Below are 26959 nucleotides of genomic sequence, written 5' to 3'. Positions count from 1 at the left end.
CAAGAATACGAATACCCCGGCGTAATATCTCGCCGGGGTATTTGTTTGCTGCGTGGTGGCAGGTGACGTGTAGGGCAACGGCGTCAACGATCAGGAAAGGGTGCCTAACGCCTCTTCCGGCGGCCGCGAGGTGTCACGGTTCTCTTCGAAGTAGGTGGTGAACCGTGCCTCTGCCTCATCGCCAAAAAGCACACGACATGCCTCTTTCAGCCCGGGAGAGTGGCGTAACTGCTCGTGGTGAACCACCAGTGACACTTTTGCTCGCCGACGCAAGAAGTCTTCCAGCTGTGTGATCATCTCATGATCCCGCGCATGCTCCAGCTCGCAGCGAATGTACTCGGTGCCTTCGATCAAAATGTCGGCTTCCGATGGGTCCTGGCGGATCTTCTCCAGCATGGGGATGGCCTGTTCAGCGTAGCGCCGCCACAGACGTGAGGAGAGGGGCTCCGAGGAGGTTGGCGCCGTCATCGCATCCAGGTTCATGCGCTTGGCTTGATCCATGAACTGCTGCTTCACCGCTTCGGGCGGCTCGCCGTACCAGTGGAAGTTAGGATCGCTGAGCGACACGCCAAGCTGCTTCACCTCGTCGGCGATTTCGTCGCCGACGTTCAAACAGTCGGTGAGCTTGCCGCCGAAAATACTGATGTGGGCACTCTCGGCGTTGGTATCGATGACGTGTTTACGGGATAGTTGAAGGAAGTCTCGGTCGCTGCCCTGGTCGGCTTTGATTGCCAGAGGACGCACGCCGCAGCGCGTCGAGATGATGTCCTCCTGGGTGAGCGGTTTGTCGAGCGTCAGACGCTTGTTGATGTTCTCCAAAACGAACGCGATGTCGTCGGCGGTGACATCCACCTCAGGATGCTCCATATGGGTGTCGGTGGTGCCGATGCAGGTGCGGTTTCCCATTGGAATCACGAAGAAAAGCCGCCCGTCGTCAGCAAAAAACGCCAATACGCGCTTGGTATTGGTTAATTGCGGCACGATCAAATGGATGCCCTTCGAATAAAGATGCTGATGCGTCGTTTTTTGTCCCGTGAGCGCATTGTGCTGATCGACCCAGGGGCCGGCTGCATTGATCAATATTTTGGAGCGAATAGTGAACGTACTGCCATCCATCACGTTGCGGGCTTTGGTCACCCAGGTATCGCCTTCGCGTTCGGCCCCCAACGATTCGACGTAGTTGGCCGCCACGGCACCGTAGTTGAGGGCATGGCGCACGAAGTTAAATACGAAACGGGCGTCGTTATCGTGCAGGTAAGCATCCGAGTACTCGAACCCGCCAACGGCGCCGTCGATATCGATAATAGGCTCTTCTTGCTTGATCTTTTTGGGCGAGAGCAAGCGCGGTAACTTGGTGAAGCCGTTGCCCATTAGCCAATAAAGCCAGGTGCCCGCCCACAAATAGCGCGGAGAGTGGCGGAAACCTTTGGTAATCGTGGTAAGGAAACGAATTTCTTGAACGGTAGACGGGTAGCTTTTGATTAAATGGTTGCGGCTTTTGCAGAGCTTACGTACCAACGCAAAGTCTTTGCTTTCCATATATTTGATGCCGCCCCAAACCAGGTTCGAGGAGTGCATGCTGGTACTGCCAGCAAAGTCGCCACGGTCGATCAGGGCCACTTTGGCACCTTTGCCCGCCAGGGCGGCGGCGGTTGCTGCACCATTGATGCCGCCACCGATAATCAGTGCGTCAAAGTCATCAGTGTGCAATTTCTCGACATTACGGTTACGCAGTTTCATAGCGGTTCCAATTAATTAAGAAAAAGCCCCGTGTTGGTGGCGGTCTCAACCAGTGGAGAGGGCATGGCTGCCTCCGCTGATGACACCACGGTGAGTGGGCGGGCTTGCGCCCGCCCAGCAGGTCTTAGCGGGTACCGGCCGCCATCCATGCTTCCATCATTTCATCGTAAGGAACGGTCGTGCCTTGCGGCATTTCGTTCTCCAGCTTCGGCTTGGGTGCGCCTTCCTGGTCAAGCCAGTACTGCGGGTCACGCTCTTCGTTCAGCATCGGGGCGTAGCTGTCGAAGACGTTGGCGCGGGCCAAACGGTTCATGGTGCTGTCCATATCGGCCGCCAGCTTATCCAGACCTTCTTGCGGGGTGACTTCGCCACTCATGACCGGTGCCAGGTTCTGCCACCACAGCGGTGCCATGCGCGGGTAGTCCGGTACGTTGGTACCGGTGGGGGTCCAGTTGGATTCGTTCGGACTGCGATAGAACTCCACCAAACCGCCCAGTTTGGGTGCCATTTCGGTCATCTGCTCAGAGAAGATGTCAGACTCACGAATCGGCGTTAGGCCAGCCATCAGTTTTTCCAGCGAGGTGGTTTTCGCCACGGTGAACTGGGCAAACAGCCAGGCAGCGGTGCGGCGGTCTTCAGGCGTAGAGTCGAAGAAGGTCCAGGCACCTACGTCCTGATAACCTACTTTCATGCCTTCTTCCCAGTAGGGGCCGGTGGGAGAAGGCGCCATGCGCCACAGCGGATTGCCTTCATCGTCGGTCACGGCAACTGACGGGTCGGTCATGTCGGCGGTAAAGGCGGTATACCAGAAGATTTGCTGAGCGATATGGCCTTGGGCGGGCACGGGGCCAGCTTCACCAAAGGTCATGCCCTGTGCTTCTGGCGGTGCGAAATCACGCAGCCAATCCACGGCTTTCTGCATCGCAAACACCGAGGCGGGGGAGTTGGTGGCGCCCCCGCGACTTACGCTTGCGCCGACCGGCTGGCTATCTTCGTTGACACGAATACCCCAGTCATCCACCGGGTTACCGGAAGGTACGCCGGGGCTGCCCATACCTGCCATGGAGAGCCAGGAGTCATGGAAGCGCCAACCCAGCGACGGGTCGCGACGGCCGTAGTCCATGTGTCCGTAAACTTTGGTACCGTCGATTTCACCGACATGCTCGGTAAAGAACTCAGCGATATCTTCATAGGCAGTCCAGTTGGTGGGCACGCCTAGGTCGTAGCCGTAGATGTCACGGAACTGGGCTTGCAGGTCTTCACGCTGGAACCAGTCATAACGGAACCAGTAGAGGTTGGCGAATTGCTGGGTGGGTAGCTGGTAAAGGCTGCCATCCGGGCCGGTGCCATACTGCAGGCCGATGAAGTCGTCCAGATCCAGCGTGGGCAGGGTGTAGTCCGCCCACTCGTTTTCCATCGCTTGGCTGAGGTTGATGGTAGTGCCGTAGCGAATATGGGTGCCGATGGAGTCGGTGTCGTTTACAAAACCGTCGTAGATGCTGTTGCCCGACTGCATCTGGTTCTGCATGGTGTCGACCACGTCACCTTCGCCAATGATGTTATGAGTCAGGTTGATGCCGGTCAGCTCGCTAAACGCGGGCGCGAGCACTTCGCTTTCGTACACGTGCGTGGTCAGGCCCTCGGCCACGGTCTGTATATCCATACCGCGGAAGGGTTCGGCAGCCTTGGCGAACCACAGTAGCTCTTCGATCTGCTCTTCACGGCTGAGCGTCGAGTCCTGGAAATGCTCGTCCACCAAACGCTCTGCAATTGCCCGTGCGTCGTGGTCGTCTGCCATTAGGCTCCCCGAGGCGAGCATTAGGCTAGCGGCGAGGGTAGTGAGTTTGAACTTGTTATTACGCATGTTGACCTCGTTTTGTTGTGCTCTTCCTTGATAACGTGAGCGTCCTTGATACCGCCGTACATCCGCTGAGCGTGCCGTTGGCCTAGCCCCAGCGCATCAACACCAGCAGCCATACCGCTGATAGTGCCAGTGCTATCCAGATGGATAGCGTAGTGAAGCCAATCACCCCCAGGTGAATAAACGCGGCGGAGAGTAAGCCGATGAACAGCCGGTCGCCGCGGGTGGTGCTAATGGGTAGAAACCCCTTGCGTTCGATGGTGGGGGATAAGATCTCCCACAGCGTCATCCCTGCTAGCATCGCTGCAATGGATGAAAAGAAAATGGCAGTCGGCGTCGTCCATACCATCCACGTCATGGCGCTGCTCCTCAGGTGCGGCCCAGGGCAAAGCCCTTGGCGATATGATTACGAACGAAGTACACCACCAGGATGCCTGGGACGATGGTCAGCACACCGGCGGCCGCCAGTGTTCCCCAGTCGATGCCCGAGGCAGTGGAGGTGCGGGTCATGATCATGCCGATGGGTTGGGCATCGGTGGCGGTCAGGGTACGTGCCAGCAGCAGCTCTACCCACGAGAACATGAACAGGAAGAACAGCGTGACGCCGATACCGGAGCGAATCATGGGAATGAAAATCTTGATAAAAAAGCGCGGAAAGCTGTAGCCGTCGATATACGCTGTCTCATCGATCTCTTTGGGCACGCTGCTCATGAAACCTTCGAGAATCCAGATCGCCAGCGGAATATTGAACAGACAGTGGGCCAGGGCCACGGCGATATGGGTGTCGAACAAACCTACCGAGTAGTAGAGCTGGAAGTAGGGCAGCAGAAATACCGCAGGCGGTGCCATCAAGTTGGTGAGCAGCCAGAAGAACAGGTGCTTATCGCCAATGAAACGGTAGCGGCTGAACGCATAGGCGGCAGGCAGCGCCACGCAAATCGTGATTAGCATGTTCAGCGCCACATACAGCATTGAATTCACATAGCCCATGTACCAGCTGGAGTTAGTGAAAATGCCGATGTAGTTATCAAACGTCAGATTTTTGGGCCATAGCGTCATGGAACCCAGAATCTCGCTGTTGGTCTGCAGCGACATGTTGAACAGCCAATAAATGGGCAGAATCATCAAAAACAGGTAGAGCCCCAGCAGAAACCGTGAACGGAGCCGGCTGCGCGCGTTACGTTTGCGGCGCTGTGCCGGGGTGGTTCTGCTAAATATGGTGTTGTACTTCTCGCCCTGCTGGGCATTATCTAAGCGGTACATATCATGCTCCCCCGTGCGGGTTCTTATCTTTTTGCATGTGCATGATGGTGGTGTAGAACACCCAGCTCACGAGCAAAATAACCAGGAAGTAGATGATCGAGAACGCGGCAGAGGGCCCCAGATCCTGCTGGCCAATCGCCATGGTAGCGAGTGACTGGCTCAGGAAGGTGGTGGAGCTACCCGGGCCGCCGCCAGTTAGTACGAAGGGCTCGGCGTAGATCATGAACGAGTGCATAAAGCGCAGCAGCACCGCAATAACGAGTACGTTAGTGAGCTTAGGCAATTGGATATAGCGGAAGATCGCCCACTTGGAGGCGCGGTCGATACGCGCGGCTTGGTAGTAAGCCTCGGGAATCGAACGCAGGCCGCTGTAGCACAGCATGGCCACTAGCGGTGTCCAGTGCCAAACGTCCATCAAAATAATCGTTGCCCAGGCATCGCCCGCATTACGGGTGATGTTGTAGTTGATCCCTAGCTCGCGCAGACCGTAGCCCATGAGGCCGATATCGCCACGGGTGAAGATTTGCCAAATACTGCCCACCACGTTCCATGGGATCAGAAGCGGTAGAGTAATCAGAATCAGCACGGCGGACGCCTGCCAACCGCGTTTGGGCATGATCAGCGCAATGCCAATGCCCAAAGGCACTTGGATGGCGAGAATGGTCAGGGAAAACAGAATCTGGCGCACGAACGCGTCGCGCAGCGCAGAGTCGTTCAGAATGCTGTGGAACCATTCGGTACCGGTGAAGAAGCGGGCATTAGGGCCCAGCACGTCCTGAACCGAGTAGTTGACCACGGTCATCAAGGGGATGATGGCCGAAAAAGCCACCAGTACCAGCATGGGAAGTACCAGCGGCCATGCGCGGTTATTGAGTACTTTATTATTCATGGCCGATCTCCACTAGGTATTCATCGACGTAGAGCGCGATGTGCTGATCGGAAAACACTGCATGGGCAGCGTCACCTACCGGCGCGTGACCTTCAGGCAGGCGCGCTTTGAACAACTGGCCGTTCAAGGTAAAGCTCAGCAGCGAGTAGGTCCCCAAGTCCTGCAGGTTGACCACTTCAATCGGTACGCTGTTTGGCTCCGGCGAGTTGCTGACCGTAATAAACTCCGGGCGAATGCCAAGCTTGATATTGCTGGAGCCTGCGGCCGCCACGCTGCGGCTAACGGCCTCATTCACGGGTAGCGGCAGCTTGCCAAACATCACTTTGCCCGCCTGATGGGTGACGCTCATGAAGTTCATCCCCGGGCTGCCAATGAAGTACCCCACGAAGGTATGCGCCGGTTTTTCGAACAGTTCACGAGGCGTGCCGAACTGCACCACCTGACCGTCGTACATCACCGCAATTTTGTCAGCAAAGGTAGAGGCTTCGAGCTGGTCGTGGGTAACGTAGATCATGGTGATATTGAAGCGCTCATGGATCTCTTTGAGCTTACGGCGCAGCTTCCACTTGAGCTGCGGGTCGATCACCGTGAGGGGTTCGTCAAATAGGATGGCAGAGACGTCGTCACGCACTAGCCCGCGGCCCATGGAGACTTTCTGCTTCTCATCGGCGGTGAGGTTTTTGGCTTTCCGGGAGAGGAGCGGCGTGAGGTCGAGGATATCGGCAATTTCCCGAACTTTCGGGTCGACCTTGTACTCGGGGGTGTTCATGTTGCGCAGCGGGAAAGCCAGGTTGTCGTACACCGTCATGGTGTCGTAGATCACCGGGAACTGGAACACCTGGGCGATGTTGCGCTCCTCCGGCGGCAGCTCGTTCACACGGTGACCATCGAACAGTACGTCACCTTCGGAGGGTTCCAGCAGGCCAGAAATAATGTTTAGCAGGGTTGATTTACCGCAGCCCGACGGGCCCAGCAGTGCATAAGCACCGCCCTGGTGCCACACGTGATCCATCTGGCGAATCGCGTAGTCGCTATGGCTGCTAGGGCTTTTGCTATAGCTGTGCGCCAAGCCTTTTAAAGTAATCTCAGCCATGAGCAACGCTCCCTTGAGCAGAGGAGGGGATGTGCACGGTGCTGCCCTGTTTATCGAAGGCGTACAGTTGATGCGACGGGAAATAGACGTTAATCGCATCGTTCACGTGGAACTCGTGAATGCCTGCCAAGTGCAGCACCAGCGGGAAACGTTCATGGCGCACGTGCAAAAACGTTTCCGAACCGCTGATTTCCGCAACGTCGACCAGAACCGGCAGCTCTACATCATCGGCAGACTGCGGTTTGAGGGTAATGTGCGAGGCGCGCACGCCGAAGTCGTAATCGCCGGGGGCAAGCTGCTGGAGGCCAGGATCGCAAGGAAAGTGCAGCGACTGGTCAAAGGTGATGTCCGTCTCGGTCAGCTTGCCGGGCACGATGTTGATCGGCGGTTCGGAGAACATCTCGGCGCTGTGACGGCCGTTGGGTTCGCGATATACCTGTTCGGTGGGGCCGTACTGCAGTAGCTTGCCTTCATGCAGTACCGCCGTATTGCCGCCTAATGCCAGCGCTTCGTTGGGCTCTGTAGTGGCGTAAACGGCAATACAGTTGCGCGCTTTGAAGAGTTCGCGCAGCTCGTCACGCAGCTCTTCGCGCAGTTTGTAATCCAGGTTCACCAGCGGCTCGTCGAACAGAATCAGGTCGGCATCTTTGACCAGCGCCCGGCCCATAGCGGTACGCTGCTGTTGCCCGCCGGAGAGCTCTTGGGGGTAGCGGTCGAGGAGATGTTCGATATGCAGCATTTCGGCAATGCTGCCCACGCGGCGATCGATTTCCTGCTGCGGCGTTTTGGCCAGCTTCAGCGGCGAAGCAATGTTGTCGCGCACCGTCAGGCTGGGGTAGTTGATGAACTGCTGGTACACCATCGACACGTTGCGTTTACGCACCGATACGCCGGTGACGTCTTTGCCATCCATGAAAATGCGCCCGCGGGTGGGTTGCTCCAAGCCTGCCATTAGACGCATGAGCGTGGTTTTGCCCGCTAAGGTTCGTCCCAGCAATACGTTAAAGGAACCGGGTTCCAGTTCGAGATCCACCCCACTGATATGGGACTGACCCCCGACGACGTGGTCGATATTTTGCAAATGTAAGGACATGCCGATCTCGCTAGCGTCGTTGTTATTGATAGGTGGTATCGATAATTGTGTAGTGCGCTGATCGCGAGGGAGGGTGGTTGGCCGTACTTGTTTGCCGTTTATTGTGAGGCAACCGACCCATGCGATATTTTCATTAACGAAAGGCTAGTTGATCATTTGCGAACTTGCAACGCTTTTGATGGCCGTTTGTATTCGCTTTTAGGCGTAGAAAAGCGCAAAAAAGCGATTTTTCAAACGGCTGGCAAAACGGTCTGGTGCGCCATGATCGGCTCTGGGTGGTGCGCATGTTCGTTTGCTTCGTTTTAGAACATGGCAAGAGGGCAAAAAAAACCGGCCCAGAAAGGGCCGGTAGGTTGGGAGATGGCGGAAGAAGGCTACTTGACGCTGGTTTCCGTTGGCGAAGAGGCCTTGGCCGGTGCTGCGTTGTGGTCGATCAGCGTCGACTTATCATTGGCAAAGGCATCGTAAGCGAAGTCATCGACGGTCAGCATCTCCAGTACTTCGGCTTCAAAGGTGCGCATGAAGGCGGCCTCGTCGTCATTGATCAAGCCTTTTTCAAGCGCTGCTTCTACCCGTGCTTCAGGGTGGAGAGCCGTTTGCGGTAGTTCGCCTTTGGCATAGGCTTTGTTCACCGTACGGTAGATGTTCTCAGCGCGGTCGTAATCACCGAGCAACGCGTTGTAGCGTGCTAGCGGGTTGCTCACCGCGCCGTCATCTTTGTCCCAGGTGTTCGAAAGCAGCTTGCTACGCAGCGCGCTATGAGTGGATACCCGCTGGGCAATATCACGGGCCAAGTCGTCCTGCGGCTTGCGCCAGCGGCGACCCGTGGGCATGACGACGACTTTCAATACGTTACCCAGCGCACGGTTGGGCAAGTTATCGAAGATCTCGACGAACGCTTGCTCCGCGCGATGAAGGAGGAACTGCAGGCTGTAATGAAGCAGCGCCTCTTCGCCTTCTACTTTATTGCCGTTATGCCACTGCTTGAGCACCATGGAGGCGAGGTAGAGATTAGAGAGTACGTCGCCTAGGCGCGCCGAGAGCATTTCGCGTTTTTTCAGTGCAGAGCCTAGGCTGGCCATGGCGGCATCCGCACACAGGCCGAACCCCGCCGAAAGGCGCGCGATATCCTGGGCGTAGCCAGCGGCGGGGCCGCTGAACGGGACGCTCGGCTTGCCAAGGCCAAGCCCCAGGGTGAAGGCGCGCGCCGCGTTGCCGAAGATCAAGCCCGCATGGCCGAAGAAGGCTTTATCGAAGGCGTTTACATCGTTGGCGTCTTTGGCGGCTAGCTCTTCCAGCACATAAGGGTGGCAGCGAATTGCGCCCTGACCAAAGATCATCAGGTTGCGGGTCATGATGTTCGCGCCTTCCACGGTGATGGCTACCGGGTTGGCACTATAGCCAATGCCCAGGTAGTTGCGCGGGCCAAGCGTCACTGCTTTACCGCCGTGAACGTCCATCGCATCGCTCAGCAGCACGCGCTGGAACTCGGTCAGCTGGCTTTTCAGGATGGCAGAGGGGACCGCTGGCTTTTCGCCGTGGTCGATCAGGTTAGCGGTTTGGTACACCGTGGCCGCCGAAATGTAGGCCAGCGACGCCATGCGAGCCAAAGGCTCTTGCACGCCTTCCATCTCGGCCACCGGCACGTTGAACTGACGACGCACGCGAGTGAAGCCGCCGCTCCAGCCCAGCGCGTAGCGCGCGGTGCCGGTGGCACCGGAGGGCAGCGTAATGCAGCGGCCAATGGAGAGACACTCGACCAGCATACGCCAGCCTTGGCCGATCATATCCGGACCACCGATGATGGTCTCCAGCGGGACGAACACGTCCTTACCTTTGATTGGGCCGTTCATGAACGGGCTGCCAATTGGGTGGTGACGACGGCCAATCTCCATGCCTTGGGTATCGCGGGGAATCAGCGCCAGGGTAATGCCACGGTCTTCTTCTTCGCCCAGCAGGTTTTCCGGGTCGAAGAGACGAAATGCTAGGCCAACCACGGTGGCGATGGGCGCCAGGGTGATCCAGCGCTTCTCGAAGTTCAGGCGCACGCCCACGACTTCTTCGCCATTAATGACCTGCTTACAGACCACACCGGTATCCGGTAGCGAGGTCGCATCGGAGCCTGCACGGGGGCCGGTGAGGCCAAAGCAGGGAATCTCGCGGCCATCGGCCAGGCGCGGCAGATAGTGGTCTTTCTGGGCTTGGGTGCCGTACTTCAGCAGCAGTTCGCCCGGGCCGAGGGAGTTGGGCACGCCCACGGTGACCATCAGCGTCTCGTTGGCGGAGAGCTTTTGCAGCACCATGGATTGCGCCTTGGCCGAGAAGCCCAAGCCGCCGTACTCCTTCGGAATGATCATCCCGAAGAAGCCCTCTTTTTTCAGGTAATCCCACAGCTCTTGGGGCAGGTCGGCGCGTTCACGGGCGATATCCCAAGCGTTGCACATGCCAGCGGCTTTGGCGCACTGGTTGTCTAAAAACGCCTGCTCTTCGTCACTCAAACCGTCATCTTTAAAGTCGAGCAGCGATTGCCATTGGGGCTTGCCTGAAAAGAGTTCGCCGTCCCAAGACACGCTGCCGGCTTCCAGCGCGGTGCGTTCGGTCGCCGATACTTTGGGGGCCACTTTTTTGAAGATGGCAAAGATGCGCGGAGTGAGCCATTTACGGCGCAGCGCAGGCAGACCTGCGACGGCCACTGCAACTGCACCGATCAATAACAGCGTGCCGATGACTGGGGCACCTAGCACTAGGCCGACTAAGCCCAATACGCCTAGTAGGGCCAGGGCGGGTGTGGCACCTGCCTCGCGACGCATCACCACGAGCAAACCGGCAACGGCGAGCACGATGAGGAGTAAGGTGAGCATGGGGGAATCTCCGTGGGTGGTTATCAAAGAACGTATTTAAACGTATGTTTGAATATTCGCAGAGTCATTGCGCCTTGTGCAAGCATTTCACCGTTATACGTTCGCTTTATATCTTCAATGTAGCGCAGTTAGGGCATAAAAAAACGCCATGGTGAGGCACCATGGCGTTTTGACGCAGCGGGTTGGCGTACCCGTGTCGATATCGGCTTACGATACCTGCTTGGCAGGCGCGCCGTTGGCGACGTAGTAGTCGACGTTGGCACGCGGCAGGGGCTCACGACCTCGAATGCGGTCGGCAATTTTCTCCGCCAACATGATGGTGGGCGCGTTCAGGTTGCCGGTAGGAATGACCGGGAACAGCGAGGCATCCACCACGCGCAGCCCTTCAAGCCCGTGTACCCGGCCTTGGGCATCGGTGACGGCCATCTCGCCTTCGCCCATGCGGCAGCTGCCGCAGGGGTGGTAGGCGGTTTCGGCGTGTTGTTTGACGAAGTTGTCGAGCTCTTCGTCGCTCTGCACGTCTGGCCCAGGGGCGATTTCCCGGCCTCGGTATTGATCAAACGCGGGTTGAGCGATGATCTCGCGAGTCAAGCGAATCGCATCGCGGAACTCTTCCCAATCTTTCTCTTTGGCCATGTAGTTGAACAGAATGCTCGGTGCCGCGTGGGGGTCTTTGGACGTGAGACGAATACGGCCGCGGCTTTCTGAACGCATGGAACCTACGTGGGCCTGGAAGCCATGCGCTTGAACGGCACTCTTGCCGTTGTAGCTAATGGCGATAGGTAGGAAGTGGTACTGCAGGTTCGGCCACTCCTCGTCATCGCGGCTGCGAATAAAGCCACAGGATTCGAACTGATTGCTCGCGCCCACGCCCGTGCCGTTAAACAGCCACTCGGCCCCAATCTTCGGCTGGTTGTACCATTTCAGCGCCGGGTAGAGCGAAATCGGCTCCTTGCACTCGTACTGAATGTACATTTCCAGGTGGTCTTGCAGGTTTTCGCCGACGCCCGGCAGCTCATGCACTACGGGAATGCCTAGCTCTTTCAGCCACTCTGGGTTACCCACGCCGGAGCGCTGGAGAATTTGTGGAGAGGCAATCGCGCCACCGCACAGCAGCACTTCACGGCTTGCGCGAGCCTGTTTGGGCTGGCCTTTTTGCTCGTAGCGCACGCCGACGGCGCGCTTACCATCGAATTCGATCACGTCGGTGACGGCGTGGGTTTCGATGGTCAGGTTGCTGCGCTGTTTGGCCGTGTCCAGGTAGCCGCGAGCAGTCGAGGCACGGCGGCCTTTCGGCGTCACGAAGCGGTCCATCGGGCCGAAGCCCTCTTGCTGGTAACCGTTGACGTCGTCGGTTTCCGGATAGCCCGCTTGCTTGCCCGCCTCAATAAAGGTGCGATAAAGCGGGTTGTTGCCCGCTTTGGGCGTGGTCACGCTAACGGGGCCATCACCACCGTGGTAGTCGTTCGGGCCAATATCGCGGGTTTCGCACTTTTTGAAGTAGGGCAGGCAGCTTAAGTAGTCCCAGTCCGCCAAGCCGGGCTGTTTGGCCCAGTTGTCATAATCCAACGCGTTGCCACGGATGTAACACATGCCGTTGATCAGCGAGGAGCCGCCGAGGCCCTTGCCTCGGCCACACTCCATGCGGCGGTTGTCCATGTGCGGTTCGGGATCGGTTTCGAACGCCCAGTTATAACGCTTGCCCTGCAGCGGGTAGGCCAGGGCTGCTGGCATTTGGGTACGAAAATCGAAACGGTAGTCAGGTCCACCGGCTTCCAACAGCAGCACGCTGACATCGCTATCTTCGGTCAGGCGCGTGGCCAGCACGTTACCTGCTGAACCAGCACCAATGACGATGTAATCAAACTCGGTTGCTTGAGACATAGGGGTTCTCTCATCAAGAAAGGGGAGTGGCGTGTTCGAAAAGCTGTGCTCCGCCTTTAAAACACGGACTCGAACGGCCCCATCTCGATCTGCACTGACTTGGTCTGGGTGTAGTGATTCAGCGTTTCCACGCCGTTTTCACGGCCAATACCGGACTCTTTATAGCCACCGACCGGCATTTCAGACGGGGATTCGCCCCAGGTGTTGACCCAGCAAATACCGGCTTCCAACTTATGAATGACGCGGTGCGCGCGGTTCAGGCTTTCGCTGAAGACGCCAGCAGCCAGGCCGTACTTGGTGTCGTTGGCGCGGCGGATCACTTCCTCTTCGTCATCAAAGGCGAGTACTGACATCACCGGGCCAAAGATCTCTTCTTTGACGACACGCATCTCATCAGTGCAGTCGGTGAATACGGTGGGGGCTGCCCAGGCGCCTTTGGCCCATTCGCCGCTGTTCCACGCGTCGCCGCCGGCCAGCACGCGTGCGCCTTGCTCTTTTCCGAGCGCGATGTAGGAGAGCACTTTTTCCTGATGCTCGAAGCTGACGAGCGGACCGAAATTGACGCTCGGATCCATCGGGTCGCCCGCTTTGATACGCGCCACACGCTCTACCAGCTTGGCTTCGAACGCGTCTTTGACGCTGCGCTCGACGAACACGCGGGTGCCGTTGGTGCAGATTTGGCCGCTGGAGTAGAAGTTCGCCATCATGGCGGCATCGGCCGCGCGGTCAAGGTCCGCATCTGCAAACACGATCAGCGGAGATTTACCGCCGAGTTCCATCGTCACGTCTTTCAGCGTGGAACCACCGGCAGCGGCCATGACTTTTTTACCAGTGCCCACTTCACCGGTGAACGAGACTTTGGCAATCCCTTCGTGCTCGGTCAGCATGGCACCGACGCGGCCATCGCCCTGCACCACGTTGAACACGCCGTTCGGTAGGCCTGCTTCGGTGAAAATTTCGGCAAGCTTCATCGCCGTTAGCGGCGTCACTTCGCTGGGCTTGAACACGATAGCGTTCCCCGCTGCCAGCGCCGGAGCCGCTTTCCAGCAGGCGATTTGAATCGGGTAGTTCCAGGCGCCAATGGCGCCAATCACGCCCAGCGGTTCGCGGCGGGTATAAACGAACGAGCTGTCACGCAAGGGAATTTGGTGGCCCTCGATGGCGGGGGCGAGACCTGCGTAGTACTCCAGTGCATCGGCACCGGTCACGATATCGACGCTGGCGGTTTCGCTGATGGGCTTGCCAGTATTGCGGGTTTCCAGCTCGGCAAGCTCGTCGTTGCGTTCACGAAGAAGCGCCACGGCACGTAGCAGGATGCGCGAGCGCTCCATGCCAGTCATCGCGGCCCACTCACGCTGGCCACGCTGTGCGGCCTGAACGGCGCTGTCGACATCGGCTTGGCTCGCTTGGCCAATTGTGGCCAGCAGGCTGCCATCATAAGGGTTGGTGACGGTAAACGTTTCGCCGGAGGTGGCATCAACCGGGCGACCATCGATGTAGAGGGGCTGTACGTCTTGAGCGGCCATGCTGATCTCCTTAATAAAGTTCGGCAGTGGATGCATCTTGAAAGCATCCGTAATGTGTCAGTAACTGGTCGAGATAGGTGTGCGCAAGATGGCGCGCTTCTGCGGCATCTAGGCCTTCCGGGGCCAGCGCGCCGCGAAGCCACAGGCCATCGATCATGGCAGCCAAACCACGAGCCGCGTTGCGAGCGTCGGCGCGCGGCATGACCCGATGGAACTGGTGGCAGAGATTGGCGTACAAGCGGCGATCGTTAACGTATTGAAGACGTTGCAACACCGGCTTGTGCATGCTGCTGGCCCAGAAGGCAAGCCAGGTCTTCGCGGCGGGCCCGGTCACCTGGGTGCGGTCGAAGTTGCCCTCAATAATCGCACCGATATGGGCACGGGGAGAGTCGTCTTCCAACGCATGGCGTCGTGCCGCGACGGCATCGCTTAGATCCGTCAATATTTGACGCATGGTGGCTTCGAGCAGGCCATCCTTGCCGCCAAAATAGTGGCTAATGATGCCGGCAGAGACACCCGCATGGCGGGCGATGCGCATGACCGTTGCCTCGGCCAGTCCCACTTCGTCAATGGCCGCCATCGTAGCCTTGATCAACTGTTGGCGGCGTATTGGTTCCATTCCCACCTTAGGCACAGCTATCTCCTAATGACGTTGAATGCCCATTGGCTCCTCGCCTTGAAAAGCAGGAGTAGGCATGGTTACCTGAATATGATGGCATTTTTTTATTGAACGTTCAATCAATAAAAGTGTGTCGAGCAGTTTCTCGCCTCTGCATTGCTCGCCGTAGAGCGCGTTTCAATAAAACAGATAACGAGGAAAGACGACGAATGAAACAGCTAACCAAACGCCATATGAGTGCTCTGTTCGTGACCGCTTGTCTGCCGATGACGGCCGCTGCCGATGAGTGTAGTCGCGTGCGCTTCGCCGAGGTGGGCTGGACCGATATCACGGCTACGACCGCCTTGGCCAGCGAAGTATTGGAGGCGCTAGGCTACGAGCCCCGTGTCGATACGGTCTCGGTCCCCATTGCCTACGCGGGCATGCGCAATGACGATTTCGACGTCTTCTTGGGTAACTGGATGCCCTCCATGGCGTCCATTAGCGATCCCTACATCGAGCGTGGCGACGTCGAACGCTTAACGGCCAACCTCGAAGGTGCCAAGTACACGCTGGCAGTGCCGCAATACGTGTACGACTCTGGGGTGACCTCGGTGAACGATTTGGCCGAACATGCCGATCGGTTCGAGCAGCGCATTCATGGCATCGAAGCGGGCAATGATGGCAACGAACTCATTCAGCAAATGATCGACGATGATGCATACGGGCTAGGCGATTGGCAGGTGATCGACTCCAGCGAGGCAGGTATGCTGGCCGAGTTGAGCGCACGGGTTCCCAATGAAAAGTGGATGGTTTTCTTGGGTTGGGAGCCGCACCCCATGAACACCAATTTCGAGATGGCGTACCTGTCTGATGCAGACGACTACTTTGGCCCGAATCTCGGAGGTGCGACGGTCTACACCAATACTCGTGCTGGTTTCGTTGAGTCCTGCCCGAACGTCGGTGAATTGCTGAGCAACATGACGTTCACGCTGGAGATGGAAAACCAGCTGATGAGCGCCATCATGGACGAGGGTGTCGAACCTCGCGAAGCGGCGCGTACGTATCTCAATGATCACCCGGAAGTACTCGAGGCTTGGTTAGAAGGCGTGACCACGCGTGAAGGTGAAGAGGCACTGCCTGTTGTCAAAGCAGCGCTGTAAGCCCGTTTGCGCTTAGTGAATCGCACGATGAAAAAAGGCAGGCCGTTTCGGCTTGCCTTTTGACGCTAATATAGGCATACTCTGCACCCGCTGATGTCGAAAAGGCTACGTAGCTCAGCTGGTTAGAGCACATCACTCATAATGATGGGGTCCCCTGTTCAAATCAGGGCGTAGCCACCAATCAGCGCCAGTATGCGGTTCAAAAGCATACGATTATGGTGGCCCCTTAGGTCCTCCCGCAACGCTAAACTGCGAACCCCGCCAGGCCCGGAAGGGAGCAACGGTAGTGGTGGCTGCGTGTGCCGGGATGTGGCTTTTGGGGCCGCCTCCATTTATGTCGTTTCTCCTTCAAAGTGGCACAAATTGTCCCGCTGCTGTCATTTTTTGCCTTTTCTCGTGGCATAACCTACTTTTGTAGTAATAAAACAAAAATAGGTGTACTGCCATGTATACCCGTACCTTGCGTCCTTCTCCCGTCAAGCACATCTATAAATTTGCCAGTCACAAGAATGGCAACGTCCAGACTGTTGAGTCCTCCCTCGAATTTAATGCCTGCTTTCATTTTGAATATGCCAACGAGGTAAGGTCCTTCGTTGCGCAGCCAGAAGGCTTTTATTATCAATTTGAAGACAGGACTTGCTCTTACACACCCGACTTTGAGCTTTTCTGTCACTCAGGCAAGAAGGTGTTTGTTGAAATAAAGCCACCTCCAGAAGCTTTGAAACATGATTTTATCCAGCGTTTTACCGCTAAAAAAAAGGCGGTTGAAATGCTTGGCAAAGAGCTAATTCTAGTCACTGATCATCAAATCAGTTCAATGCCAAAACTGAAAAATCTGAAACTGATTAACCGATATGCAGGGCTTTATACTGAGGTGGTATCTCGTAAAAAAATTTACGAATTGATAAAAAAATCTCATGGTTTAAGTATTGCTGATATTTCTGAACTGTGTGGTGCTGACTCAGCTGAAGTCTTAGTTGATGTTATGTGGTTAGTTGCTTCGGGAAAAGTTCTCATAAATATTGACGAAACGTTTGGATGTGAATCTCTAATTTGGGTTGGAGGTGGGCAATGAGCATCGAATTTTTTAGTGATGAATTCCCAGGCTTTCAAAGTGGGGAGGCATCCGCAGTTGTAGATGGGCAATATATAAATGTGCCTGAGCGCCTTTCTTATATTTCATTTGATTCCTTAAGCAAAAGCGTACAAGAGGAAGCATATTATAAGTATAAAGTTATCGTTCTAGTTAAGGAGCATCTCCAGGGTGGATGGACGAAAAAGAATATTGATCCAATTTTAGACTCGTTATTTGAGCAAGGCCATATTGAAAAAAAGCCATCATGGAGAAGTGTTGCAAGATGGCATAAAAACTACGATCAAGTCATTGGGCCAAAATCATTGGTTTCTGCGAAAGGGTTAGTGAAAAACCCTGGAAATTCCAAAAGAGATGATGCAGATTTTTATAAAAGAGCTGTGGAAGAAAAGTTTCTCAAAAGAGAGAGGCCGCATGTATCTACCGCTTATTATCACTATTTTAACAATATACTATTATATAATAGGGCGCACCCTGATAATGCCATTGAGCCTATAACAAAATCTGCATTTTACAAACGCGTAAAGAAAATTTCTCCCTACGAAGTAGAGGTGGGACGTTTTGGTAAAGCTGAGGCCGATAAAGATTACCGTGTTGTGAATAAGTTTTCTGCGGCAGAACGTGTTATGGAGCGCGTTGAGATTGATCATACACCCCTCGACTTGATTTTATTAGACGATACATTGCTAATTCCTATTGGAAGGCCGTATTTAACAATTTTAATAGATTGCCATAGTAGGTGTATAATTGGTTTTTATCTTAGCTTTCAGGAGCCAAGTTATAACTCAGTAAGAAGCGCAATAATGAACGCGTGTTTAAGTAAAGAAGATGTTACTAAAAATTATCCAATGATTAAAAAAGATTGGCCGTGTCAAGGTAAAATTGAAACGCTAGTTGTCGATAATGGAGCTGAGTTCTGGTCAAAAAATTTAGAATTCTTCTGCGCTTCAGTCGGTATAAACATTGAGTTTAATCCTGTGGGTAAACCTTGGAAAAAACCTTTAGTTGAAAGGTTGTTTTCAATTTATAATTCTAGGTTTGTGAAAGAAATACCTGGCACTACTTTTTCTAATGCCCAACAGTTAGCTGGTTATAAACCTGAGAAAGATGCAATCCTTCCTTTTTCCTATTTTATTGAGCTAATGCATATTTGGATAATTGATATTTATAACCAGTCGCCAGATAGCAGGATGACAAGAATACCTGCATTATCTTGGGAAATTGGTTGTAAAAAGTATCCTCCTCCTTTGTATAGTGGTTTTGAAGAAAAAATTTTTAAAATTGAAGCCTTCCCTACTGAGTTGTGTACTCTGCGAAGAGGAGGAATAAGCATTGATAGGATCGATTATACTAATGAGGAATTGGTGGAGTATCGTAAGATTACCCCACCACCACCTGGTAGCAAAGTAGTGAAGGTTGTTGTTAAGAGAGATCCAGAGGATGTCTCTTACATATATGTTTATTTGGTAGAAAGAAAAGAATATATCAGGGTTCCTGCTGTTGATCCAGATCGCTTATATGATGGGCTGAGTGTTTTTCAGCTAAAAGTAAGACGTAAATTACGTCGTAATTTTATAAACTCGAAAACTGATTATGTAGGTATTGCGGAAGCTGAAAAATTGATTGACGATAGAGTTAGTGAAATTGCAGAGGAAGTGTCCGCTTCAAAGAAAAAAATTAAAGGAACTAAAAAGGCGGCGGCTTATTTTGGAATATCAAGTGAAAACCCTAGCTCTATCGTAGATGGCTTTACTAGTAGGGAAATAAGTGATATCGAGAAAGAAAATAAATCACACAGTGGTGTAAATCCAAATGACGAAGAATGGAAAAGAATTTCTGATGATTTGGAGCCCTACTCATGAATATGTTAATGAGTAACGAAAAATTAGAGCAGCAAATTTATTTCAAGAATTGCTATGTCAAGCATTCGTCTGTTGCAAGAGCCATAAGTTCTTTAGAAATTCTGAAAGCTAATCATGCTTTAGGGGGTGAGCAACAGTGTATGTTAATAATAGGGGACCCTGGTTCAGGAAAGAGTAGGCTGGTTCAAGAGTTCCAATCTCAATATCCAGAGTATGTTGAAAATGACACCGTTATTAAGCCTGTGCTTGTTTCAAGAATTCCAAGTAAACCAGATGTTGAAAGCATGTTGATACAGCTCATGATGGATTTAGGGCAATTCGGGGCTGATACTAGGCGAGAGAGGAGGCGTGAGGCGGGTCTTGCTGAAGCGTTAGTTAAGATGTTGAAAAAATGCAAATCTGGTAATCCCCCCGAAAAACAGCGGTGATCGAAAGTAGAATTTTCCGTAAGCTACACGCAGGGAGATTCTGCATGAAGAAGTCACGTTTTTCCGACAGCCAGATTCTGTCGATCCTGAAGCAAGCCGAGAACGGCGCCCCGGTTCCGGAGCTGTGCCGTGAGCACGGCATGAGCAGCGCCAGCTTTTACAAATGGCGCGCGAAGTTCGGCGGAATGGACGCATCGATGATGGCCCGTTTGAAAGAGCTGGAGGATGAAAACCGCCGGCTCAAGAAGATGTATGCCGAAGAACGGCTGAAGGCTGACATCCTCAAGGAAGCCATCGAAAAAAAGTGGTGAAGCCGTCTCGTCGCCGTGAGATGGCGCAGAAGGCCGTCACTGAGAAGCGTGTCAGCATTCGCCTGGCGTGTTGGATGTTCAGCATCAGCGAGACCTGCTATCGCTACCAGGCCAAGCTCAGCAGCGAGAATGCCGAGATTGCCGACTGGCTGATTCGATTGACCCATAATCAGCGGAACTGGGGCTTTGGTCTGTGTTTCCTGCATTTGCGCAATGTGAAAGGCTTTGCCTGGAATCACAAGCGGGTGTACCGGATTTACCGGGAGCTGGAACTGAATCTGCGCATCAAGCCCAAGAAGCGCCTGGTTCGTGAAAAGCCGGAGCCTTTGGCTGTGCCGGACACGATCAACGACAGCTGGTCGATGGACTTCATGCACGACCAGCTCAACGACGGACGCAGTTACCGGCTGCTGAATGTGATCGATGACTTTAACCGCGAAGGCCTTGGCATTGAAGTGGACTTCTCGCTTCCGGCAGAGCGTGTTATCCGATCACTGGAGCAGATCATCGAATGGCGGGGCAAGCCTCGTTCTATTCGCTGTGACAACGGCCCAGAGTACATCAGTGGCAAGCTGGCGACCTGGGCGGAGAACCAAGGCATTGCTTTGGCGTTTATCCAGCCCGGCAAACCCCAGCAAAATGCCTATATCGAACGCTACAACCGAACGGTGCGTTACGATTGGCTGGCACAATATCTATTCGACAGCACCGAAGAAGTCCAGGATTATGCCACTCGTTGGCTCTGGCACTACAATCACGAACGACCCAATATGGGACTCGGAGGGATTACCCCTCAACAGAAGTTGGCTATGATGGCCTGAGGTCTACTTTTGAACCCCGCTAAAAATGGGGGGATTACCATCTGAGATGATAATAATCAATGAATTTCAGGAGTTAATAGAGTTCAAGTCCGTTGAAGAAAAACAAAGAATAGCTAATATATTAAAGTTGGTAAATGAAAAAGCAGGTATTCCTATAGTCCTTGTCGGTATGCCTTGGGCTGCTGAAATATTAAATGAGCCTCAGTGGGCTTCACGCTTGATGTGCACAATAGAATTGCCTTATTTTAAGTTTTTCAATTTAGAAGACAGAATTGAGTTTACACGTTTTATTAAAGGCTTAGCGTCTAAAATGGGTTTTAAAAAAGCCCCTAGTATTCATGTTGATGAAATTTTGTTCCCTTTGTTTTCTGTTACACGAGGCGAAACAAGGCAAGTGAAAAGAGTGTTAGAGGCCGCGCTTTGTGTGGCATTGTCAAAAAATGATAGCACTGTTCGTAGGCAACACTTTTTAGAGGCATGCGATAAATTTTTTTTAGGCGCGGATAACCCTTTTGAGCTTGAGTTAGAAGATGTTCCGATTAGTGAAGTTTCGAAATACTCTTCATATAACCGTTATTCAACTGTGGAATCTGAAACATTTGTTGCAACACAGTTCACTCGTAAAATCTCAACGCGTGAATTATTTTCAAAAAATTAAACAATTATTCAGATGTCTCATTTCGGCAAATAACAATATGGGCGCTTCTAAAACAACATTATTGCATTTCTGCTAAGAATCTCTTAGCATATTTTTGTGGCATCTTGCGCTAGCCTAGCGGCTTTCCAAGTAGCGATGGTGTTTTCATGGACAGTCCGCTTCCAGATCGCTTGAGAGCCGCCAGGCAAGCAGCGGGTATGACACAAAGGCAGTTGGGTGAATACCTCGGCATGGAGCCGAATTTGGCGAGTGCGCGTATGACGCAGTATGAAAAGGGGCAGCATGCGCCCAATTTCCAGTTGCTGAAGAGGCTTTCAGAGGCACTAGAGGTGCCCATTCCCTATTTTTTCTGCGAAGACGATACCGTGGCAGAATTGATCCTTGAGTTAGATAAACTCGACCCTGCAGAACGCCAACGCTTGTTGGAACAGCTTAAAAAGGGCAGTGCGCCTAGCGAAAGCTGATCTCGTTACTGATCAGCCGCCTGCAACTTCAACGTAATTGATCTTTATGAGCGCCTTTTGACTTCTTTCAGCTACAACTCTGATCTGATCGGCGGTGGACTGATGGTGCGCGAGAGCCGTGCCGTTGCTGATTTGCTGCTCTCTAATGCGGATGAAGGGCAGTGGCACCAGGCAATCATCATTGATAACCGCCTCCAGAAGAACCGTCCCGCTACTGCTAAACGTGCTGGGCAAGCTATTCGTAAGCGCTTAGAGAAGCTGGAGCCACCGTTTTGGCAAGCGCTGCGTGATGGCGACGACCAGCTCGCCACGCAGGTGTCTTTTTGCGCGGCCATGGCGCGTAATCTGCTATTGGTGGAGTTTCTTGAAAGTGTCGTTGCCGATGCGTTCTTAACCCACGCAGAGTCGCTTCAGGCCTACCAGTGGGATGAGTTTTTAGCCGAGCGTGCACACCGCGATGAAGCAATAGCAGGGTGGGCTGATAGCTCGAAGCGTAAAATGGGGCAGGTGGTGTATCGTATGTTGGCGGAAGTCAGCATATTGGCGTCCAGTCGCTCGCGCAAGTTACAGCCCTTGCTGCTGCGGCCAGAAGTAAAAAGCTTGCTTGAAACCTACCAGCACGAACGACTACAAACATGTTGTCGTCGGCTGCGGTAATATTCATGTTGCCTTCTTAACCTCGTTCTTTTCTTTAAAACCGTGCTCACGTCAAAACACGACTAAGTAGACCTTGCAACGCAGGTGTCTAGCGGCATAGTCTTACCCAATCAGCTTTCTGTATTAGAAAAAGCTTTGCATCAAACATGCTAGACACAGGGACGCATCCGCATGTCACAGAGTGATCAGTACCCACCCCCCAGCGGTTTTAGCCATCACGAGGATGACCAGCTTCGAGCACGGTTAAACCAAGTCGCTGAGAAAATCACTCGGCCTGATTTTTTAGCGGGGCAAGGGTTGGGTAATGAGCTTGGCTTCTGGATTTTCGATTACGCTCCTGAACATGAACTACAGGTGCGTGCCTACCTGAACTTTCTCCCCTCATTAATGGCACGCCAGCACCCTGACATCAAAATGGCGCAGGTCAATCTGCTTGAAGTGCTTAAGGATTACCTGACCGAGCGCGGTTTTCTTGATAAAGCCATTGCCATGCAAAAAAGCAAAGGCGATGCGGCCCTGCTCAAGGCGCTGCGTGGGCCGCTGCACATGGACAAATTCGCCCCGTACCTCATCCGACACTCTTTGTCGCATGAGCCTGATATCGTATTGCTCACCGGTGTTGGCAGCCTGTGGCCCATGGTACGTGCGCACAGCTTGTTAAATGCCCTTCACGGGCCACTCGGTCATAAGCCGCTGGTGTTGTTCTACCCAGGCCGTTACGACGGGCAGACGATGTCGCTGTTTAAGCAGATCAAAAGCAACAACTACTACCGTGCGTTCGCGCTCGTGCCTTAGTGCGGCGTGTTGCCTTATGGTGTGTTACGTTCGTCCCGGTTGTGAGCCGTGACTGTTAACGTTATCGCAGAGCCTTCTACAGTGATGAAGCCCCATAGATGAGGCCGGACGACAGTGTGGGCCGCTGTCAAAAGTCGGTTGTTGTTAAGCAGTGCTTTCAAAACTCAGGGTTTAAACATTTACAGGACAGATATGCACATTCAAGAGCTCTTCCTCAAACCGCTTAGCCGGTCAATCAACGGCGTGGTCAAGGCCGACCAGCGTGACCAGGAAACCATCTACCAGGAGCTGGATGAGTATGTCGTCACCAATGAGTTAGAAAAGCACTTTCGCGCTTTTTTTGAATCCTACACCACCCCCTTGGATGACCCCTCCATCGCCAACCGCGTGGGCGTTTGGGTGAGTGGCTTCTTTGGGTCGGGTAAATCGCACTTTTTGAAAACGCTCTCTTACCTACTCGCCAATACGGAAGCCTTTGATGCCAACGGCCAGGCCAAGCGAGCCGCTGATTTTTTTGATGAGCAGAAGCTGGTAGACGGCTCTATTCGGGCAGACATTAACAAGGCCGTCCGTGAACCGGCTCACGTGGTGCTGTTCAACATCGACAGCAAGGCCAGCTCCAATGACGATGGCAACCCCATCCTCAACGTCTTCCTGCGCGTGTTTAACGAGTACCAAGGCTTTAGCTCTGATTACCCGCACATTGCTCATATGGAGCGCCACCTAGAAAAACGCGGTGTGTATGAGCGTTTCAAGCAGGCCTTTAACGAGGCCAGTGGCGTGGTGTGGGAAGATGAGCGAGACGGCTATCAGTTCTACCAGGACGATATCGAGCAAGCGATTGGCGCAGCGCTCGATCTCTCTCCTGAAGCGGCGCATAAATGGTTTGAGGAGTCTGAAACCAACTTCAGCGTCTCGGTAGAGAACTTCTGCCATTGGGTGAAAGAGTTTTTGGAGTCGCAGTCAGCCACCCAGCGCATGGTGTTCATGGTGGATGAAGTGGGTCAGTTCATTGGCAGCGACACACGCTTAATGTTGACTCTGCAAACGCTCACCGAAAACCTGGGCACGATCTGCGGTGGTCGCGCCTGGATTGTGGTGACGTCTCAGGCCGATATGGACGCCGTGCTAGGCGAAATGACCGCCTCAAAAGCCAACGATTTTTCCAAAATCGCCGGACGTTTCAAAACCCGCTTATCGCTCTCAAGCTCCAACTCCGACGAAGTGATCCGCAAGCGCCTGCTGGTGAAAACCGACCCGGCATGTGCGGAGCTGGAAGGTGTGTTTGAGGCCAAAGGCTCCATTCTGCGTAACCAGCTGACCTTTGACCGCTCCGGCCCCACGCTGAAAAATATCGAAGGCGTCGAGAGCTTTATCGCCAACTACCCCTTTGTGCCGTACCACTTCCAGTTGGTGCAAAAAGTCTTTGAAGAGATCCGCAAGGTAGGAGCCACGGGTGCCCACCTGGCCTATGGCGAGCGCTCCATGCTCGATGCGTTTCACATGGCTGCCAAAGCCGTGCAAGAGAAGACGATTGGCGCGCTGGTACCGATGCACTGCTTCTACACGGCGATAGAAGGGTTCCTCGATACGGCGGTGAAGCGCACCATCGATCAGGCCAGCGAGAACCCCGTATTAGAAGCGTTTGATGTCGAAACCCTACGCACGCTGTTTATGATCCGCTATGTGGACTTGGTGAAGGGCACGGTCAATAACCTGGTAACGCTCTCACTGACTCAAATCGACGATGACCGCATAGCCATTCGTGAGCAGCTGGAAGCGACCCTGGCACGGCTGGAAAAAGAGAGCCTGATTACCCGCAACGGCGATGAGTACCAGTTCCTCACCAATGAAGAGCGCGACATCACCCGCAAGATCAAAGCTACCGAAGTCACCAGCAGCGACGAGAACAAAGAGCTCTCCAGCCTGATCTTCAAAGACCTGCTGCGTGATCGCACCAAATACCGCTATCCGGTCAACAAAACCGACTACAGCATTGGCCGCTACCTGGATGGCCACACCCTGGATGGCCGCTACCAGAGCCAGCTAAGGGTAGAGGTGGTCTCACCGCTCGACGTGGAGTACGTGCAGCTAAGCGAAGCAGGCTGCATTCACAAAAGCGGCGATAACGGTGGGCAAGTGCTGATCAAGCTGCCCGACGATAAGCGCTTTACCGATGAACTGCGCACCCTGCTGAAAACCGATAAGTTTATCCGCCTAAACCTATCGGCTAACGACCACAGCGTGGAGCGCATTCTGGCGGACCGTGGCCGTGAAAACCAAGAGCGCAAAAAACGCCTGCGGGTGCGCCTGGAAGAGATGCTGCTGGATGCCGATGTGTACGCGCTCGGGCAAAAGCTTGATCTCAACCGCAACCAGTTGAATACCCGCTTGGATGAGGCCTGCCGCTACCTGCTAGAAAACACCTACAACAAGCTGAGCCAGCTCACGGCGCTTAGCCCCGAGTCGATGCGCGAGCTGCAGGCCGTATTAACCGCCGATGACCTGGGCACCCAGAACCTCAACCTAGACGGTGAAGAGGGCAACGCTCAAGCGGTGAAAGAGGTAGAGCAGTATATCTCGCTACATAGCGGCGAGCCGGTGCCCTTGAACCCGCTGATTGAGCGTTTTAGCAACCGACCCTTCGGCTGGCCAGAAGGTGAAACGCTGCTGATTCTGGGCCGCCTGCATGCCGCTGGGCGCTTAACCTTCCACACCGCTGGCCCCGCGCTCAGCGGTAAAGAAGCCTTTGATCTACTCAATAACGCCCGCCGCCGCAGTGAAGTGCGCCTTCAGAAAAAGCGCCAAACCGAAGATGCAGTGCTCAACAAAGCTCGTAACCTCACCAAAGAGCTATTTGGCCAGCTAGGCCCCACCAGCGAAAAAGAGCTGTTTACCTATTACGTAGACCGCTTATCCCACTGGCGACGTGAGCTAGAGGCGTACAAAAGCAAAACTGACGTGGGCAACTTCCCCGGTCGCAACGCCATTGACAACTCACTGCGCGAAGTGGAGCGCCTGCTGCGCCTGGACGACAGCTTCGACTTCTTCAAAACCGTCGCCAGCCAGCAAGACACGCTGCTCGATGTCGAAGAGGACTACCGCGATCTCAACGACTTCTTTACTAAGCAGCTCACCACGTGGCAACAGCTGGAGCAAGCGCTCAACCGGTTTGCGGTGAACCGCCTAGAACTTGAGAAAAACACCCAGGCCCAGCAAGCGCTGGCCGAGTGTGAGCGCATTTACCGCGCCGAAGCGCCTTACGCCATGCTGAACCAGGTGGATGGCTTAGTACGTACGCTGGATGAGATTAACAGCGGCCTCGTGGATGAAAAACGCCAGCACGCCATTGCCCGTATCGACACGCGCATCGCCAAAGTAAGCGCTGAAATAGCCAAAAGCGGCATTGGCACCGCCGAGCTTAGCAACCGCTTACTTCACCCGCTGCAGCAGCTCAAAGCCTCGGTCAATCAATCGGTCAGCGTCGCGCAGATCTACCAGCTACAAACCGAAACTGCCGTTGAATTAGAAGAAGAAAGTTTGGATGCGCTTCACAACGCCCAGGCCGACGCTGCTAAGCGGCAGCCGCCCGCGCCTGCGGGAAACACCACAACACCGGCTCCCACATCAGAAAATCCCAAGCCAGCCCCACAAACGGCACCAGGTGATAAAAAGTACGACCCGCATACCGAAACAGTACCGGCGGCGGTGAATGCCCCCAAACCCGTGGCAAGAGTGCGTGTAAGCGACATACTTAGCCGCGTGCATAGTGGGGTGTACCTGGAAAGCCAAGCGGAAGTCGATGCGTTTATGGACGAGCTGAGAAAAGAGCTGGAACGGTCACTTTCAGCGGGCAAACGGGTACAGGTGCGTTAGTGTTCAAACGATTTTTGTTGACA

Annotated in this window: 21 protein-coding genes, 1 tRNA gene and 1 other RNA gene; 12 read left to right on the top strand and 11 right to left on the bottom strand. The window is 54.1% G+C overall.

Going from position 1 to position 26959, the window contains the following annotated elements:
• Positions 1 to 90 precede the first annotated feature (90 nt).
• The 11 genes from AB6K10_RS14395 to betI form a co-directional block, all read right to left on the bottom strand.
• Positions 91 to 1740, bottom strand: coding sequence for an FAD-dependent oxidoreductase (locus AB6K10_RS14395; RefSeq protein ID WP_339119090.1), 1650 nt, complete (start codon positions 1738 to 1740; stop codon positions 91 to 93).
• Positions 1741 to 1864: 124 nt separating this feature from the next.
• On the bottom strand, positions 1865 to 3604 hold the full coding sequence (locus AB6K10_RS14390) for an ABC transporter substrate-binding protein (protein WP_339119089.1): 1740 nt from the start codon (positions 3602 to 3604) through the stop codon (positions 1865 to 1867).
• Between the two features lie 82 nt (positions 3605 to 3686).
• Entirely contained in the window at positions 3687 to 3959 is a 273-nt protein-coding gene (locus AB6K10_RS14385; protein ID WP_083023748.1) for a DUF2160 domain-containing protein, read from the bottom strand.
• 11 nt (positions 3960 to 3970) lie between these two features.
• A complete protein-coding gene (locus tag AB6K10_RS14380) occupies positions 3971 to 4864 on the bottom strand; it encodes a carbohydrate ABC transporter permease (protein WP_305946746.1) in 894 nt (297 codons plus the stop codon).
• 1 nt (position 4865) lies between these two features.
• Positions 4866 to 5753 (bottom strand): sugar ABC transporter permease, encoded by an 888-nt coding sequence (locus tag AB6K10_RS14375; RefSeq protein WP_339119088.1) that lies wholly within the window; start codon positions 5751 to 5753, stop codon positions 4866 to 4868.
• Positions 5746 to 6846: an ABC transporter ATP-binding protein gene (locus AB6K10_RS14370; RefSeq protein WP_253016199.1), complete on the bottom strand. Its 1101-nt coding sequence runs from the start codon at positions 6844 to 6846 to the stop codon at positions 5746 to 5748. The genes AB6K10_RS14375 and AB6K10_RS14370 overlap by 8 nt, the downstream gene beginning before the upstream one ends.
• Positions 6839 to 7939: an ABC transporter ATP-binding protein gene (locus tag AB6K10_RS14365; protein ID WP_253016201.1), complete on the bottom strand. Its 1101-nt coding sequence runs from the start codon at positions 7937 to 7939 to the stop codon at positions 6839 to 6841. The genes AB6K10_RS14370 and AB6K10_RS14365 overlap by 8 nt, the downstream gene beginning before the upstream one ends.
• A 374-nt stretch (positions 7940 to 8313) precedes the next feature.
• The gene (locus tag AB6K10_RS14360; RefSeq protein ID WP_339119087.1) at positions 8314 to 10800 is read right to left on the bottom strand and encodes an acyl-CoA dehydrogenase; all 2487 of its coding nucleotides are present in this window, start codon (positions 10798 to 10800) and stop codon (positions 8314 to 8316) included.
• Positions 10801 to 11007: 207 nt separating this feature from the next.
• Positions 11008 to 12684 (bottom strand): choline dehydrogenase, encoded by a 1677-nt coding sequence (betA, locus tag AB6K10_RS14355; RefSeq protein WP_339119086.1) that lies wholly within the window; start codon positions 12682 to 12684, stop codon positions 11008 to 11010.
• A gap of 56 nt (positions 12685 to 12740) precedes the next feature.
• Positions 12741 to 14210 carry a betaine-aldehyde dehydrogenase gene (betB, locus tag AB6K10_RS14350; RefSeq protein WP_339119085.1) on the bottom strand — a complete coding sequence of 490 codons (1470 nt, stop codon included), beginning with the start codon at positions 14208 to 14210 and terminating at the stop codon, positions 12741 to 12743.
• A 10-nt stretch (positions 14211 to 14220) separates the two neighbouring features.
• A complete protein-coding gene (betI, locus tag AB6K10_RS14345; protein WP_217352957.1) occupies positions 14221 to 14844 on the bottom strand; it encodes a transcriptional regulator BetI in 624 nt (207 codons plus the stop codon).
• 194 nt (positions 14845 to 15038) lie between these two features.
• On the opposite strand from betI, the gene AB6K10_RS14340 reads away from it, so the two are divergent.
• The 12 genes from AB6K10_RS14340 to brxC all read left to right on the top strand — a co-directional run bounded on the left by AB6K10_RS14340 (position 15039) and on the right by brxC (position 26936).
• Positions 15039 to 15971: a choline ABC transporter substrate-binding protein gene (locus AB6K10_RS14340; RefSeq protein WP_339119084.1), complete on the top strand. Its 933-nt coding sequence runs from the start codon at positions 15039 to 15041 to the stop codon at positions 15969 to 15971.
• A 103-nt stretch (positions 15972 to 16074) separates the two neighbouring features.
• A tRNA-Met gene (locus tag AB6K10_RS14335) sits at positions 16075 to 16151 on the top strand.
• Between the two features lie 45 nt (positions 16152 to 16196).
• Positions 16197 to 16293: signal recognition particle sRNA small type (ffs, locus tag AB6K10_RS14330), an RNA gene on the top strand.
• A gap of 123 nt (positions 16294 to 16416) precedes the next feature.
• The gene (locus AB6K10_RS14325; RefSeq protein ID WP_041158388.1) at positions 16417 to 17046 is read left to right on the top strand and encodes a TnsA endonuclease N-terminal domain-containing protein; all 630 of its coding nucleotides are present in this window, start codon (positions 16417 to 16419) and stop codon (positions 17044 to 17046) included.
• A complete protein-coding gene (locus tag AB6K10_RS14320) occupies positions 17043 to 18926 on the top strand; it encodes a Mu transposase C-terminal domain-containing protein (protein ID WP_339119083.1) in 1884 nt (627 codons plus the stop codon). Before AB6K10_RS14325 ends, AB6K10_RS14320 begins: the two co-directional genes overlap by 4 nt.
• On the top strand, positions 18923 to 19354 hold the full coding sequence (locus AB6K10_RS14315) for a TniB family NTP-binding protein (RefSeq protein ID WP_339119082.1): 432 nt from the start codon (positions 18923 to 18925) through the stop codon (positions 19352 to 19354). The genes AB6K10_RS14320 and AB6K10_RS14315 overlap by 4 nt, the downstream gene beginning before the upstream one ends.
• A gap of 44 nt (positions 19355 to 19398) precedes the next feature.
• Positions 19399 to 20486, top strand: a protein-coding gene (locus AB6K10_RS14310; RefSeq protein ID WP_305948193.1) for an IS3 family transposase whose coding sequence is annotated in 2 segments (ribosomal slippage) — positions 19399 to 19651 and positions 19651 to 20486 — 1089 coding nt in all. Because the reading frame shifts where the segments join, the coding sequence is not laid out codon by codon here.
• 46 nt (positions 20487 to 20532) lie between these two features.
• A complete protein-coding gene (locus AB6K10_RS14305; protein ID WP_339119081.1) occupies positions 20533 to 21144 on the top strand; it encodes a TniB family NTP-binding protein in 612 nt (203 codons plus the stop codon).
• Between the two features lie 146 nt (positions 21145 to 21290).
• Positions 21291 to 21608 (top strand): helix-turn-helix domain-containing protein, encoded by a 318-nt coding sequence (locus tag AB6K10_RS14300; protein ID WP_009095642.1) that lies wholly within the window; start codon positions 21291 to 21293, stop codon positions 21606 to 21608.
• Positions 21609 to 21665: 57 nt separating this feature from the next.
• Positions 21666 to 22265: a DUF1819 family protein gene (locus AB6K10_RS14295; protein ID WP_339119080.1), complete on the top strand. Its 600-nt coding sequence runs from the start codon at positions 21666 to 21668 to the stop codon at positions 22263 to 22265.
• A 171-nt stretch (positions 22266 to 22436) separates the two neighbouring features.
• Positions 22437 to 23060, top strand: coding sequence for a DUF1788 domain-containing protein (locus AB6K10_RS14290; RefSeq protein WP_197915459.1), 624 nt, complete (start codon positions 22437 to 22439; stop codon positions 23058 to 23060).
• A 192-nt stretch (positions 23061 to 23252) separates the two neighbouring features.
• Positions 23253 to 26936: a BREX system P-loop protein BrxC gene (gene brxC, locus AB6K10_RS14285; protein ID WP_339119079.1), complete on the top strand. Its 3684-nt coding sequence runs from the start codon at positions 23253 to 23255 to the stop codon at positions 26934 to 26936.
• The last annotated feature ends 23 nt before the right edge of the window (positions 26937 to 26959 follow it).

This window comes from Halomonas sp. BMC6 (assembly GCF_964204995.1).
In the GTDB taxonomy this organism is placed as follows: Bacteria; Pseudomonadota; Gammaproteobacteria; order Pseudomonadales; family Halomonadaceae; genus Vreelandella.
Note: the sequence above shows the minus strand (reverse complement) of the source record. Positions and strands in the feature narration are given on the sequence as shown.

Bases quoted from the DNA above. Each gene is read 5' to 3' on its own strand.
- AB6K10_RS14360 (WP_339119087.1), bottom strand. From the start codon at position 10,800: ATGCTCACCTTACTCCTCATCGTGCTCGCCGTTGCCGGTTTGCTCGTG.
- AB6K10_RS14315 (WP_339119082.1), top strand. From the start codon at position 18,923: ATGAATATGTTAATGAGTAACGAAAAATTAGAGCAGCAAATTTATTTC.
- betA (WP_339119086.1), bottom strand. From the start codon at position 12,684: ATGTCTCAAGCAACCGAGTTTGATTACATCGTCATTGGTGCTGGTTCA.
- AB6K10_RS14395 (WP_339119090.1), bottom strand. From the start codon at position 1,740: ATGAAACTGCGTAACCGTAATGTCGAGAAATTGCACACTGATGACTTT.
- AB6K10_RS14300 (WP_009095642.1), top strand. From the start codon at position 21,291: ATGGACAGTCCGCTTCCAGATCGCTTGAGAGCCGCCAGGCAAGCAGCG.
- AB6K10_RS14365 (WP_253016201.1), bottom strand. From the start codon at position 7,939: ATGTCCTTACATTTGCAAAATATCGACCACGTCGTCGGGGGTCAGTCC.
- AB6K10_RS14390 (WP_339119089.1), bottom strand. From the start codon at position 3,604: ATGCGTAATAACAAGTTCAAACTCACTACCCTCGCCGCTAGCCTAATG.
- betB (WP_339119085.1), bottom strand. From the start codon at position 14,210: ATGGCCGCTCAAGACGTACAGCCCCTCTACATCGATGGTCGCCCGGTT.
- AB6K10_RS14385 (WP_083023748.1), bottom strand. From the start codon at position 3,959: ATGACGTGGATGGTATGGACGACGCCGACTGCCATTTTCTTTTCATCC.
- AB6K10_RS14325 (WP_041158388.1), top strand. From the start codon at position 16,417: ATGTATACCCGTACCTTGCGTCCTTCTCCCGTCAAGCACATCTATAAA.
- AB6K10_RS14380 (WP_305946746.1), bottom strand. From the start codon at position 4,864: ATGTACCGCTTAGATAATGCCCAGCAGGGCGAGAAGTACAACACCATA.
- AB6K10_RS14320 (WP_339119083.1), top strand. From the start codon at position 17,043: ATGAGCATCGAATTTTTTAGTGATGAATTCCCAGGCTTTCAAAGTGGG.
- AB6K10_RS14290 (WP_197915459.1), top strand. From the start codon at position 22,437: ATGTCACAGAGTGATCAGTACCCACCCCCCAGCGGTTTTAGCCATCAC.
- AB6K10_RS14340 (WP_339119084.1), top strand. From the start codon at position 15,039: ATGAAACAGCTAACCAAACGCCATATGAGTGCTCTGTTCGTGACCGCT.
- AB6K10_RS14370 (WP_253016199.1), bottom strand. From the start codon at position 6,846: ATGGCTGAGATTACTTTAAAAGGCTTGGCGCACAGCTATAGCAAAAGC.
- AB6K10_RS14305 (WP_339119081.1), top strand. From the start codon at position 20,533: ATGATAATAATCAATGAATTTCAGGAGTTAATAGAGTTCAAGTCCGTT.
- brxC (WP_339119079.1), top strand. From the start codon at position 23,253: ATGCACATTCAAGAGCTCTTCCTCAAACCGCTTAGCCGGTCAATCAAC.
- AB6K10_RS14375 (WP_339119088.1), bottom strand. From the start codon at position 5,753: ATGAATAATAAAGTACTCAATAACCGCGCATGGCCGCTGGTACTTCCC.